Source organism: Acidimicrobiales bacterium (assembly GCA_035531755.1).
Lineage (GTDB): Bacteria > Actinomycetota > Acidimicrobiia > Acidimicrobiales > UBA8190 > DATKSK01.
The window spans coordinates 15,729-28,303 of record DATKSK010000014.1; the positions used below are offsets into that span (position 1 = coordinate 15,729).

At 73.8% G+C, this 12,575-nt stretch carries 13 protein-coding genes; 9 read left to right on the top strand and 4 right to left on the bottom strand.

Translation table 11 applies throughout. The features are described from left to right. Position 1: 1 nt before the first annotated feature. Positions 2–1,618 (bottom strand): acyl-CoA dehydrogenase family protein, encoded by a 1,617-nt coding sequence (locus tag VMV22_02990; protein ID HUY21285.1) that lies wholly within the window; start codon positions 1,616–1,618, stop codon positions 2–4. Between the two features lie 9 nt (positions 1,619–1,627). Then, the gene (locus VMV22_02995) at positions 1,628–2,287 is read right to left on the bottom strand and encodes a methyltransferase domain-containing protein (GenBank protein HUY21286.1); all 660 of its coding nucleotides are present in this window, start codon (positions 2,285–2,287) and stop codon (positions 1,628–1,630) included. Positions 2,288–2,320: 33 nt separating this feature from the next. Between VMV22_02995 and VMV22_03000 the strand changes: the two genes are divergently transcribed. The 3 genes from VMV22_03000 to VMV22_03010 are packed head-to-tail and all read left to right on the top strand — an operon-like array spanning position 2,321 to position 4,136. Beyond that, a complete protein-coding gene (locus tag VMV22_03000; GenBank protein HUY21287.1) occupies positions 2,321–2,749 on the top strand; it encodes a hypothetical protein in 429 nt (142 codons plus the stop codon). After that, positions 2,746–3,258: a MaoC family dehydratase gene (locus tag VMV22_03005; GenBank protein HUY21288.1), complete on the top strand. Its 513-nt coding sequence runs from the start codon at positions 2,746–2,748 to the stop codon at positions 3,256–3,258. The genes VMV22_03000 and VMV22_03005 overlap by 4 nt, the downstream gene beginning before the upstream one ends. 53 nt (positions 3,259–3,311) lie before the next feature. Next, complete coding sequence (locus VMV22_03010; GenBank protein ID HUY21289.1) at positions 3,312–4,136, top strand: A/G-specific adenine glycosylase; 825 nt, start codon at positions 3,312–3,314, stop codon at positions 4,134–4,136. A gap of 69 nt (positions 4,137–4,205) precedes the next feature. On the opposite strand, the gene VMV22_03015 is transcribed toward VMV22_03010, so the two are convergent. Continuing rightward, on the bottom strand, positions 4,206–5,072 hold the full coding sequence (locus VMV22_03015; protein HUY21290.1) for an alpha/beta hydrolase: 867 nt from the start codon (positions 5,070–5,072) through the stop codon (positions 4,206–4,208). A gap of 176 nt (positions 5,073–5,248) precedes the next feature. On the opposite strand from VMV22_03015, the gene VMV22_03020 reads away from it, so the two are divergent. The 6 genes from VMV22_03020 (at position 5,249) to VMV22_03045 (ending at position 10,071) form a co-directional block, all read left to right on the top strand. Then, positions 5,249–6,043 (top strand): MBL fold metallo-hydrolase, encoded by a 795-nt coding sequence (locus tag VMV22_03020; protein ID HUY21291.1) that lies wholly within the window; start codon positions 5,249–5,251, stop codon positions 6,041–6,043. 35 nt (positions 6,044–6,078) lie between these two features. Then, positions 6,079–6,624: a flavin reductase family protein gene (locus VMV22_03025; GenBank protein ID HUY21292.1), complete on the top strand. Its 546-nt coding sequence runs from the start codon at positions 6,079–6,081 to the stop codon at positions 6,622–6,624. Positions 6,625–6,697: 73 nt separating this feature from the next. Further along, positions 6,698–7,249 (top strand): dTDP-4-dehydrorhamnose 3,5-epimerase, encoded by a 552-nt coding sequence (gene rfbC / locus VMV22_03030; GenBank protein HUY21293.1) that lies wholly within the window; start codon positions 6,698–6,700, stop codon positions 7,247–7,249. Beyond that, entirely contained in the window at positions 7,246–7,806 is a 561-nt protein-coding gene (locus tag VMV22_03035) for a helix-turn-helix domain-containing protein (GenBank protein ID HUY21294.1), read from the top strand. Before rfbC ends, VMV22_03035 begins: the two co-directional genes overlap by 4 nt. Positions 7,807–7,822: 16 nt before the next feature. Further along, complete coding sequence (locus tag VMV22_03040; GenBank protein HUY21295.1) at positions 7,823–9,073, top strand: LLM class flavin-dependent oxidoreductase; 1,251 nt, start codon at positions 7,823–7,825, stop codon at positions 9,071–9,073. Positions 9,074–9,267: 194 nt separating this feature from the next. Further along, positions 9,268–10,071 (top strand): DUF4115 domain-containing protein, encoded by an 804-nt coding sequence (locus VMV22_03045; GenBank protein ID HUY21296.1) that lies wholly within the window; start codon positions 9,268–9,270, stop codon positions 10,069–10,071. A 51-nt stretch (positions 10,072–10,122) separates the two neighbouring features. Here VMV22_03045 and VMV22_03050 read toward each other — a convergent pair whose 3' ends face one another. Continuing rightward, positions 10,123–12,444, bottom strand: coding sequence for a S9 family peptidase (locus VMV22_03050; GenBank protein ID HUY21297.1), 2,322 nt, complete (start codon positions 12,442–12,444; stop codon positions 10,123–10,125). Positions 12,445–12,575 lie beyond the last annotated feature (131 nt).

Consider the following 12,575-nt stretch of genomic DNA (forward strand, 5'->3'; position numbering starts at 1 on the left):
GTCAGCCCGCCGCCTGCTCCACGAGCCGTCGGGCCACGACCTTGAGCGCCAGTGTCTCGTCGGCGCCCTCGAAGATCGACAGCACCCGGGCGTCGACGAAGTACCGGCTCACCGGGAACTCCTCGGCATACCCCATGCCGCCGTGGATCTGCATGGCTTCGCGCGTCACCCACTCGGCGGCGCGGCACACGTAGGCCTTCAACATCGACGCCTCGAGCGTCCCTTCACCCTTGGCCATGAGGCGGGCCACCTCGTACGAGAACTGCCGGGCCACCTGGATCAGCACCGCCATGCGAGCCAGCTTCGCCCGGGTCAGCTGGTAGTCGCCGACGGGCCGCCCGAACACCACGCGGTTGGCGGCGTAGTCGGTGGCGGCCTCGTAGGCGGCCTGCATGACCCCGAGCGCCCGCGCCGCGGTCTGGAGGCGGCCGTTCTCGAACCCGGCCATCTGGAAGTAGAAGCCCCGGCCCACACCCTCCTCACCACCCACCAGGTTGGCGTCGGGGACGAACCAGTTGTCGAAGGCGATCTCGTAGGAGTGCATGCCCCGGTAGCCGAGGGTGTCGATGGGCCGTCCCTCCATGCGACCCCCGGGGTCGCGGCGCCCGTCCGCGGCGGCGTCCTGCTCGAAGACGAACCCGCTGCCCTCCCCGCGGGGCTTCTCGACGACGAACAGCGACAGGCCCCGGTGCGCTTTGGCGCGGTCGGGGTCGGTGCGGGCGAGGAGCATGAGGACGTCGGCGCGGGCCGCGAACGTGCACCAGGTCTTCACCCCGTTGACGAGCCAGCCGCCGTCGGTGCGCGCCGCCGCGGTGACGATGGCGGCGACGTCGGAGCCGAAGTCCGGCTCGGTGACCGCCACCGCGTTCATGACCTCGCCCGAGGCCAGCCTCGGCAGCCACAGCTGCTTCTGCTCCTCCGTCCCTCCCGCCACGAGGGCACGGCTGAGGATCTCGGGCCTCGTGATCAGTGACCCGCCGGCCCCGAGGGATCCCCAGGACAGCTCTTCGGTGGCCACCACCATGCCCAGGTAGTCGCTGTCTCCCCCCGAGGCGAACCCGCCGTACTCCTCGGGGATCGACAGCCCCAGCGCGCCCATGTCGGCGAGGCCCGTGATGATCTCTTCGGGGATGTCGTCGTTGGCCCGGTGGATGTGCTCGGCGCGGGGCCGGATCTGCTCCTCGGCGAAGCGGTGGAAGGTGTCGCGCACGAGGGCGAAGTCGGCGTCGAGACGGCGGTCGCCTTCGGTGCCCGCCAGCCCGGCGAGGAACACCGGGTCGCGGTGGGCGGCGACGAACGGCCGGGCCGGTCCCATCCAGTCCGGCGTCGTGCCGAAGGCCTCCTCCCGCCCGACCAGGCGGGCGGCGAGGTCGGCGAGTGCGTCGGCCACGAAGGCACAGGCGATGCGGGCCTCGTCCGCGCCGGTGGCGCCGTAGGTGAGGGCGGCCTCCGCGGCGCGCACGCCGGCGGCGGCGTGGGCGAGGTCGTACGCCACGACCTGGTCGGCGTCGGGGCCGCCGCCCGCCGCCACCCGCCGGGCGGCGTCGCCGACGACCGACGACGCCAGGGCCAGCGCGGCCGTGGCCGCCTCGAGGTTCGGGGTCGGGCTACCGGGCACGGCCAGAGGTTAGCGATCGCCCGCGCCAGCTTCGGGCACGCGCCCGATGACCGTGACGAGCGGGGGGAGGACGACGGGGTCCTGCCCGGGGTCGACGCCGGTCAGCGACTGCAGGTACGCCGTCACGGGCCCGGGCCCGACGCCGGCGGGCGCCTCCGCCCAGGCGTCGACGATGTCGAGCCCCGCGTCGCGTGCCAGCGCCGGGAGCAGCGCGCCGACGTCGGGATGGCGCGCGCCGGGCATGGACATCGGTGTCCCGCCCACGCGCCCCGCCGAGGTGACGGGCTCCTGCGCGACCACCCAGCCACCGGGGCGCACCGCCGCCCGCATCCGCCGCAGCACGACGGCAGGGTCGGCCACGTGCATCAGCAGGAACCGGCAGAACGCCAGGTCCACGGCCTCGGGGAGGAGGAGGTCCTCGCCCGCCTGGGTGATGGCGAGCACCTGGCTGAACGCCGCCGCGGCGGTGGCGGCCTCGTCCCGGGCGCGCGGGTCGCTGTCCACGGCGTACACGCGCCCGTCGTGCCCCACGATCTCGGCGAGGGCCACCGACACGTCCCCGCCCCCCGCGCCCACGTCGACGCACCGCCAGCCGGGGCCGATCCCGAGGCGTTCGAGGGCGGTGGCGAGGGGACGCCGGTACACGTCGTCGCGCAGGGCGTCCGGCACGGATCAGACGCTACCGGCTGTAGCCTGCCGGACGTGAAGGTCACGATGCTGCTGTGCGACTCCGCCCAGGTCGCCGACGGGAAGCTGTTCGTGCTGGGGGGTGGGTGGTCCCTCACGGGGCCCGAGCCGATGCCCTCGGCCATCGCGCTCAAGATCGACGTGGGATGGCACGAGGCCGACCAGGTGCACCACTGGGAGCTGTACCTCGAGGACGCCGACGGCCGGCCGGTCATGGTGGACACCCCGGAGGGGACCCACCCGGTGGAGGTGCGCGGGGAGTTCAACGTCGTGCGGCCGACGACGGTCCCGGTGGGGACGCCCATCGACGTCGCCCTGGCGGTCAACCTCGGCCCGCTCCCGCTCGAGCCCGGCAACCGCTACACGTGGCGCCTGTCCATCGGCGGCGAGTCCGAGGCCGACTGGGCCCTCGGGTTCACCACCCGGCCGAGGCCGGCGCCATGACCACCTACGACCGCCCCTTCGGCCGGTACTTCGAGGACTTCGAGCCCGGTGACATCTACCGGCACTGGCCGGGGAAGACCGTCACGGAGTACGACGACCACCTCTTCTGCATGATCACGATGAACCACCATCCCCTGCACACCAACGAGTGGTTCGCGCAGAACGAGACGGTGCACGGCAAGAACGTCGTGGTGGGCAACCTCGTCTACTCGCTGGTGCTCGGGATGAGCGTCCCCGACGTGAGCGGGTCGTGCATCGCCAACCTCGAGGTGGAGTCGCTCGTCCACCGCTACCCGACCTTCCACGGCGACACCATCTACGCCGAGACGAGGGTCATCGGGAAGGTCGAGTCCTCGTCGAAGCCCGACCGGGGCATCGTCACGGTGGAGACGAAGGGCTTCAACCAGCGCGGCGAGGAGGTCTGCTACTTCCGCCGCAAGCTCATGGTGTGGAAGCGCGAGGCCGCCCCCGAGCGCCGGCGTCCCTACGGGGCCGACGTCTGGGACTGACCGCCCCACCGGCGGGACCAGCCCTCGGCGCGCTGCGACGGGCCGTCCTCGGCGTGGGCCGGGACGGCCTGCGCCCCTTCCCCTGGCGCTCGACGCGCGACCCATGGGCGGTCATGGTGAGCGAGGTCATGCTCCAGCAGACGCAGGCGTCGCGTGTGGTCGAGCCCTACGCGCGCTTCATGCTTTCCTTCCCGACCCCGCGCGCCTGCGCCGACGCGGGGCCGGCCGCGGTGCTCCGGGCCTGGGCCGGCCTCGGGTACAACCGCCGTGCGCGCCAGCTCCACCGGGCCGCGCAGGCGATCTCGGAGCGCCACGGCGGCTCGGTCCCGGCCGACCGCCGGGCGCTCGAGGCCCTGCCCGGCGTCGGGGCGTACACGGCCCGTGCGGTGCTCGCCTTCGCCTTCGAGCGCCACGAAGCCGTGGTGGACGTCAACGTGGCTCGGGTCCTGGCGCGGGCCGTGGCCGGCGCACCCCTGACGACCGGTGGCGCCCAGTCGCTGGCCGACGGCCTCGTGCCGAGGGGCCGGTCGTGGGAGTGGAACCAGGCGATCATGGAGATCGGCGCGGTGGCGTGCACGGCGCGTCGCCCGGCGTGCGGTCGCTGCCCCCTGGCGCGGCGCTGTGCGTGGCGCCGCGCCGGAGGCGTCACGCCCGACCCCGCGGCCGCACCGACCCGGCAAGCCCCCTTCGGCGGCTCCGACCGCCAGGGACGGGGGCGCCTCGTCGCCGCGCTCCGGGCGGGCCGCGTACCCGCCGCGCAGGTGGCGGCGGTGTGCGGCTGGCCCCACGACGCCGCCCGCGCCCGACGCGTCGCCGACGCGCTCGTCGCCGAGGGCCTGGCCCGGCGCGGGCCGGGGGGCACGCTCACCCTTCCGTGATCGCCGGGCCCCGCCGACACGGGCGCCGTCGGGCGCCGCCGGCGAAGACACCGCCGGGCCCCGCCGTGCTCAGGTGAGGAAGCGCAGGACGTGGTCCCGCACGAGATCGGGCTGCTCCAGATGGAGAAAGTGGCCGGCACGCTCGACGGTCACCCGCTCGGAGCCTGCGGGCAGGAGCGCGCCCACGTCCCCGATGGCGTCGAGGCCCATGGCGCCGTCGTCGGTGCCGTGCAGGTACATCGTCGGCTGCGACGGCACCTCGGCCGTCGCCGCCTGGGCCTCGGCGTACACGGGGTCCTGGTACGCCGGGTCGAACAGCGATCGGTAGTAGCCGATGGCGGCAGCGAGGTTGGCGGGGTCACCGATCGACTGCTTCACCTGGGCCACGTCCCATGTGGCGTCGTATCCCGGCGACCAGTCCGCCCACAAGTGGTCGAGGAACGCCAGGCCGTCGGCGGCCACGGCCATCTCGGCCATGGGGAGCTGGAAGAGAAAGACGTAGAAGCTGCGCTTCAGCTGCGCGTAGGTGAAGAACGACTCTGCCGACGCCGCCAGGGGCGGGACGGCCATGGCGACCACCCGGCGCCACCGGTCCGGGTGCAGCACCGCCGCGCCGTAGGCGGCGTACGCCCCCCAGTCGTGGCCGATCACCACGGCGTCGCCGTCGCCGCCGAGCGCACCGTGGAGGGCGCAGGCGTCGCTGGCCAGGGCGCCCACCTGGTAGACGCCGTCCGTCGGGACGGCCGTGGGCGCGTACCCCCGCATCCACGGCGCCACCACGTGGTACCCGGCGTCGGCCAGGGCCGGCATGAGGTGCCTCCACGTGTGCGCCGTGTCAGGGAAGCCGTGCAGGCACAGGGCCAGGGGCCCGGCGGCGGGCCCGGCCTCAAGGTAGGAGAACGCGATGCCGTTGACAGTGACGAGCCGCGATTGCATGGTCGGAGAGTAGTGTCGGCGCCCGAGGGGCCTCCCCGGCTCCCTGGGGCCGGTCCGCTCGCCGGGAGATCGCCGGGAGGCCGCCGGGCACCGGCGGGGGAGACAGAGGGGGTCGTTCGCTGCGAGTCACGTTCTTCGGCGTCAGGGGCTCGTGCCCGTGCTCGGGTGAGCACTACGTGCGCTACGGCGGCAACACCGCGTGCGTCACCGTCGAAGTCGGTGACGAGCCGCCGATCGTCCTCGACCTCGGGACCGGCCTCCGCCCGCTCGGGCACGCGCTCGAGGACCGCTACGGGCTCGGCAACCCCGTCGAGGTCACCGCCTTCCTGACGCACCTGCATTGGGACCACATCATCGGCCTGCCCTTCTGCACGCCGCTGCTGCGCGAGGGCGGGCGCATGGACGTCTACGGGCCGCCCCAGGAGGGCGGCACGCTCCACGACATCATCGACAGGGTGGTGAAGCCCCCCTTCTTCCCCGTGCAGGTGAAGGAGCTCCAGGGCAAGATCGAGTTCAACGAGGTGACCGACGAGGTCATCGCCGTGGGGTCGGCCAAGGTGCGGGTTCGGCGCGTCCCGCACGTGGGCACCACCCTCGGGTTCCGGATCGAGGCCGGAAACGCCTCGGTGGCCTTCGTGAGCGATCACCAGGCCCCCGACGACCGGTCCGTGGTCGCGCCGGCGGTGCTCGAGCTGTGCGACCACGCCGACCTCGTCATCCACGACGCCCAGTACACCGAGGAGGAGTACCGGGCCAAGGCCACGTGGGGGCACTCCACCATCGGTTACGCCGTGCACGTGGCGGCGGCCGCCGGCGCCCGGCAGCTGGCGCTGTTCCACCACGACCCGCAGCACACCGACGACGACATCGACGGGCTCCTGGCCCAGGCGAAGGTGGCGCCCGACGCCGCCCGTCTCGACGGCGTCGTGGCCGCCAGGGAAGGATTGGTCATCGACCTCGGGCGCCCCTGACGGCACCCGAGCGTGGCGAGCAGGACGAGGAGACCATGAGCGACACTGCGGCGGAGGGGATCGGGGCGGTCGACGCCGACGGCGACGACATGGGGGCGTCCGGGGCGTCGACGTTCGACGCCGGGCGCTTCCGCGAGGTCCTCGGCCACTTCGCCACGGGGGTGACCATCGTCACCGCCATGGAGGACGCCGAGCCCGTCGGGTTCACCTGCCAGGCCTTCACGTCCCTGTCGCTCGAGCCGCCCCTCGTGGCGCTGGCACCCGGGAAGAGCTCCACCAGCTGGCCCCGGATCGTGGCGGCCGGCTCGTTCTGCGTCAACATCCTCGCCGAGGACCAGGAGGCGCTCAGCCGGGACTTCGCCATCTCGGGCGGGGACAAGTTCACGGGCGTGGGCTGGCGCTCGGCGGGCAACGGCGCCCCCATCCTCGACGGCGCCCTGGGCTGGGTCGAGTGCGCGTTCGTGGTCGCGCACGACGCCGGCGACCACGAGCTGGTCGTGGGCCGTGTCCAGGACATGGGCGTCCGCCGGGGCCGGCCGTTGCTCTACTACCGGGGTGGCTTCGGCCGGTTCGAGCCGTAGGGCGCGGGCGCGCCGGGGCGACAGGGCGGCCCCGTCTCGATCGGCGCGTCGTCCGGCGGTAGCCTCACCGGCCGTGCCCCGGATCATTCCCTCCGACGAGATCGCCGACGTGGTCGTGGTCGAGCCCGACGTCCACGGCGACGAGCGCGGTCGCTTCATCGAGACCTACCGGCGGTCGTGGTTCCCGCTCGGACGCGAGATGGTCCAGGGGAACCGCTCCGAGAAGCAGGCGGGCGCCGTCGTCGGCCTGCACTACCACCTCCACCAGGCCGACTACTGGTACGTCCTGCGTGGCACGGCCCGGGTCGTCCTCCACGACCTGCGCATCGGGTCTCCGACCGAGGCCGTCACCATGTCGATCGACCTGGACGGCGCGCGCGACACGGGCGTGTTCATCCCGCCGGGCGTGGCCCACGGGTTCGCATCGCTCACCGATGTCCTGCTGTGGTACCTCGTGGACGGCTACTACAACCCCAACGACGAGTTGGGTGTGGCCTGGGACGACCCCGAAGTCGGTGCGGACTGGGGCATCGCCGCCCCCGTGCTGTCGGCGCGCGACCAGTCCAACCCCCGCCGCTCGGACCTCGACCCGGCCCTCTGCCCCCGCTACGGCCTGCGGACGTGACGCGGGCCGGGGCGCCCCGCTCCGGCGGCCCCCGCGCCGGGGCCACGGGCGCGGAGGCGCCCCGTGACGACTCGATCCGGTCCGCGGTGCGCGTGGCGCGCCGGGGGCTGGACTGGCGCGCCGAGAACCGGCACGCTGGCGGCGTGGACGAATCGCAGCAATGGGTGGAGTTCGGGCGCTGGGTGGCGGAGCAGCGCGAGCAGCGGGGCCTGCGCCGCCGCGACGCCGCCCGGCGGGCGAAGATCCCCGAGACGCTGTGGCGCGACCTCGAGACGGGGCGCAAGGAGGCCATCGGGGGTATCCGGCTCCTGCCCAATCCCAGCGCGGACGTCCTCGAGCGCCTGGCCGGCGCGCTCGAGGTCCCCGTCGAGGACGTCCTGGCCCGCATCGGCCGGCCCGCCCGGGCACCGAAGCCCGCCGCCCGCGCCACCGACGCCGGGCGCTCCGGGGACGACGGCTCGTTGTTGGGGGTGAAGCTGCGCCGCCTGTCCGACCGCGACCGGCTGCTGGTCGAGCGGCTGGTCGACGCCATGCTCGAGCACGACGACCGCGGCTAGTCGGCTAGTCGGTCGCGTGCGATTCGGCGTCTTCTACGAGCTGCAGCTTCCCCGCCCTTGGGCCGAGGACGCCGAGCACCGGTTGTTCAAGGACGCGCTCGATCAGATCGAGCTCGCCGACGCCCTCGGCTTCGACTACGTGTGGGAGGTGGAGCACCACTTCCTCGAGGAGTACTCGCACTCCTCGGCCCCCGAGGTCTTCCTGGCCGCGGTCAGCCAGCGGACGAGCCGCATCCGCCTCGGGCACGGCATCGTCCAGCTGCCGGTGGGCTACAACCACCCGGCGCGCGTGGCGGAGCGGGTCGCCACCTTGGACCTCGTGTCCGACGGTCGCGTCGACCTCGGCACCGGTGAGTCCAGCTCGGAGGCCGAGCTGGGCGGCTTCGGCGTGGCCCGGGCGACCAAGCGCGCCCAGTGGGACGAGGCGCTCGACGTCGTCACCCGTCTCATGGTGGAGACCCCCTTCGCGGGGCACGAGGGGCGGTTCGTGCACATACCCCCCCGCAACCTGGTGCCCAAGCCGTTGCAGCGGCCTCACCCGCCGCTGTGGGTGGCGTGCAGCCGGCGCGACACCATCCACCTGGCGGCCGAGAAGGGCATCGGCGCGCTGACCTTCTCGTTCGTCGAGCCGGACGAGGCCAAGACGTGGGTCGACGACTACTACGCCACGATCACCTCCGACCGGTGCGTGCCGGCGGGCTTCGCCGTCAATGCCAACCTCGCCTGTGTCCTGCCGCTCATGTGCCATGCCGACGAGGCGACCGCCATCGACCGCGGGCTCGACGGCAGCCACTTCTTCGGCTACTCGCTCGGGCACTACTACCTGTTCGGGATGCACTCGCCCGGGCTCACCGACGTCTGGCAGGAATTCCAGGAGAACCGCGATCGGTTCGGCTTCAGCCGCGACATCGCCGCCCGGACCGGCCAGCAGCTCGGTGCGCAGCTCATGGAACAGGGCCTCGGGTCGCTGCGCGGGGCCGTGGGGACGCCCTCGCAGATCAGCGACCTCGTCCGCGCCTATGAGGCCGCGGGCGTGGACCAGCTGATCTTCGTCAGCCAGGCGGGCCGCAACCGCCACGAGCACATCTGCGAGTCCCTGGAGCTGTTCGCCCGCGAGGTCATGCCGGAGTTCCGTGACCGCGCCGAGTCGATCGAAGAGGCGAAGGCGCGACGACTGGCGCCCGCCGTCGCCGACGCCCTGGCCCGGCGAGCTCCGCCGCGTGCCGCCCCGCCCGACTACGCCTTTCCCTCCATGCCGCAGTCCTGATCGGCGTCGCCGCTCGGGGCGCCCCTGCGGCGGGCACGGAGTCCCTGCGACGGGACCGCCGGCCCGGCCCCGTCCGGCTGCGTGCCGGTGACCGTTCGGGCCACCTGGGGTTCGGACGACGGGTGGTGATGGGTCTCCCACGCAGGGAGACACTCGTGGGCTCGCGATACCCAAAGCCGATCATGTTCGTTTGAATGGTGGCGATGACTACGGCGCTCATCGTCGGTGTGATCGCCCTCGGCGGGGCCATCGTGGCCCGGGTCACGTGGCGCCGGGTCGCCGACGAGCGCCAGTCCGTCCAACACCACCAGCACACCCTCGAAACGCTGCGCCACATCGCCGACAGTCGGGAACAGCCCCTCCGGGGGCCGGTGCCGAGCCCAGGGGCCGGTGCGCGGCCCCGGCCGCCCCGGCTGCCCCGGCGTCACGAGCCGCCGGGCCCGCCACCGGCACCGGGCGGTCCCCCGTCGGGCCCGGGGCGGCGCGCCGAGCGCGTCGGCCGGCGGGAAGTCCGTGGGAGGGGTCGCGCCGTGCTCGCCGTGGCTGCGGTCGTCGTCGTCGGCGCGGCGGCCGCCGTCGCCGTTGCCGTCGGGTCGTCGTCGACGTCACCCGGCAGTCACGGCCCACACCACGGCGGAGGAGTCGCCGCGGGCCGTGGGACCACCACGGTGCCCCCGCACGAGTCCGGCGCGCCGGTGAGCGACACGGCCTCCGGCGCGACGTACGTGGCGACGCGTGCGCACTACACGGTCGTGCTCGACGCCACCGGCCCGTGCTGGGTGATGGCCAGGGACACCGCGACCGGCGCGGTCGTCTGGACCGGGACCCTGCCGGGCGGGGACACGCACTCGCTGTCGGCCACCGGGACGCTCGCCGTGGAGCTCGGCGCGCCCGGCTCGGTCAGCGTGTCGATGGACGGCACGCCGGTCCGGTTCCCGGCGGGGTACGTCGCGCCGTTCACGATGACCTTCGAGGCCGGCGCGGCCGGCGCCTCCTGAGCTGCCGGCGGCGCCCCGTCGCCGGTGTGCAGGGGGCGCGGGTGCGCCCGATCAGGTGGCGGCACCGACGGCGTCGAGGACGAACGCCACGACGAAGGCTTCGTCGCGCCAGGCTTCGTAGCGTCCCGAGGGCCCCGCGTGCCCGGCGTCGAGCTCCACCTTGAGCAGCACCCGCCCGCCCGGGTCGGCGGCCCGGAGCTTCTGCACCCACTTCGCCGGCTCCCAGAAGCCGACACGGGGGTCCTCGAGCCCCGCCGTGACGAGCATGTCTGGATAGCGCACGGACCGCACGTTCTCGTACGGGGTGTACGCCTTCATCACGGCGTACACGGCCGGGTCGACGATGGGGTTGCCCCACTCCTCCCACTCGATGACGGTGAGGGGCAGGGAGTCGTCGAGGATGGTGGTGAGGCAGTCCACGAACGGGACCTCCGCCACCATCGCACGGAACAGCTCGGGCGCGAGATTGGCGACGGCCCCGATCAAGAGGCCGCCCGCCGACCCGCCGCGGGCCACGAGCCGCCCGGGCGTGGTCCATCCCCCGTCGACGAGCGTGCGCGCGCACGCCACGAAGTCGCTGAACGTGTTGGGCTTGGCGAGCAGCTTCCCCTCCTCGTACCACCGGCGCCCGAGCTCTCCACCGCCGCGCACATGGGCGATGGCGAAGACGAACCCGCGGTCGAGGAGGCTGAGGCGCAGCGACGAGAAGACGGGGTCCATGCACGCCTCGTACGACCCGTAGCCGTACAGGAGGCACGGCGCGCTGCCGTCACGCGGCACGTCCCGGCGGTACACGACGGACATGGGGACCTCGGTGCCGTCGGGGGCGACGGCCCACAGCCGCTCGGTGGCGTAGCGCGCCGGTTCGTACCCGCCGAGGACACGCTGGCGCTTGCGCAGCACGGCCGTGCCGGCGCCCATGTCGAGGTCGAACACCGAGCGCGGGGTCACGAGCGACGAGTACTCGTAGCGCAGCGTCGTGCTGTCGAATTCCGGGTTGGGGCCGCCCCACGACGACGACGGGGTCTCGGGGGACGGGACGAGGACGCCCTCGGGGAGGGGGTGGCGCCACGGGTCGTCGCCGTCGGGGACCGGCACCACGCGGATGCGTGGCATCCCTTGGCGCCGTTCGTAGCTGACCAGGTGGCCGGCGAACACGTCGAGCCCCTCCAGGCGGACGTCGGGCCGGTGCGGGATCACCTCGCGCCAGCCGTCCCGGGCCGGCGCGTCGGCCGCCGTGGCGACGACCCGGAAGTTCTCGGCGTCGTCGTTGGTGAGCAGGAGGAATGTCCCCCGATGGTGCTCGACGCCGTACTCCACCCCCTGGGCCCGGGGCTCCACCACGCGCGGGGCGTCCTCGGGGCGGTCGGCAGGGATCGCCAGGACCTCCGACGTGACCCGCGAGTGCAGCTCCACGAGCACGTACGCCCCGTCCTTGGTCCTGCCGACTCCCAGGTGGAACCGCTCGTCGGGCTCTTCGAGGACCAGCACGTCGTCGTCCGGCGCGCTCCCGACGCGGTGGCGCCAGAGCTGGTGGGGCCGGTTGGCGTCGTCGGGCCGGGTGTAGAAGACGGTGGCGTCGTCGTCGGCCCACGCCACGCCGTACGACGTGCCGAGGATGGCGTCCGCGAGGTCACCGCCGCCACCGGGGTCACCGCCGCCGCCGGGGTCACCGCCGCCGCCGAGGTCGCGCAGCCGGAGCGTGAAGCGCTCGTCACCGGTGGTGTCGACGGCGTAGGCCAGGCGGGTGTGGCCCGGGCTCACGGCGATGTTGGCCACGTCGAGGTAGGGATGGGACCCGGCCAGCGTGTTCTCGTCGAGCAGCACCTCTTCGTCGGGCCACGGTCCCGCCGCCTCGGCGGCGCCCTTCCGGGGGCTGGTCGACGCGCCGTCCTCCCGGGGGCTCGTCGACGCGCCGTCCTCCCGGGGGCTCGTCGACACGGGGTCCTCGTCCCCGGCGCGGGGGAGCGGGGGCGTCGCCGGGTCGCGTCCGGGGCCGTGCACCGGCAGGCGGCAGTGGATCGGGTAGGCCTGACCCTCGAGGGTGCGCTCGTAGTACCACCACGGTCCCTTGCGCACGGGGACGCTGAGGTCGGTCTCCACGATGCGGGCCCGGAACTCGGAGAACAGCTCCGCCCGGAGCTCGGCGAGGTGTGCGGTCTGCTCCTCGGTGAAGTCGTTCTCGGCCCGGAGGTGGGCGACCACCTCGGGGTCGTCGCGCCGGCGGAGCCAGAACCAGTCGTCGACCCGCCGGTCTCCGTGGGCCTCCAGGACCGTGGGGCGCCGGGGGGCCGCCGGGGCCGCCGCCGACCGGTCGGGCACGGGTCCGGGGGTGGTCCCCCCCGGCGGGCGACGATGATCGGGACCGGTCATCGCAGGATGATCCCAGACAGGGCCCGCCACGGTCGCACCGCCACCCCCTGGTTGTTACTATCTGGATAGGAGAAATCTCCCGAGCGGCCCCGAGGCTCGGTCGGGCGGTGCGTCCGGCTCCTCGGGCCAGA

Coding starts and splice junctions, on each gene's coding strand:
- VMV22_03005 (HUY21288.1), top strand. CDS start 2,746: ATGACCACCTACGACCGCCCCTTCGGCCGGTACTTCGAGGACTTCGAG.
- VMV22_03015 (HUY21290.1), bottom strand. CDS start 5,072: ATGCAATCGCGGCTCGTCACTGTCAACGGCATCGCGTTCTCCTACCTT.
- VMV22_03025 (HUY21292.1), top strand. CDS start 6,079: ATGAGCGACACTGCGGCGGAGGGGATCGGGGCGGTCGACGCCGACGGC.
- VMV22_03045 (HUY21296.1), top strand. CDS start 9,268: ATGGTGGCGATGACTACGGCGCTCATCGTCGGTGTGATCGCCCTCGGC.
- VMV22_03050 (HUY21297.1), bottom strand. CDS start 12,444: ATGACCGGTCCCGATCATCGTCGCCCGCCGGGGGGGACCACCCCCGGA.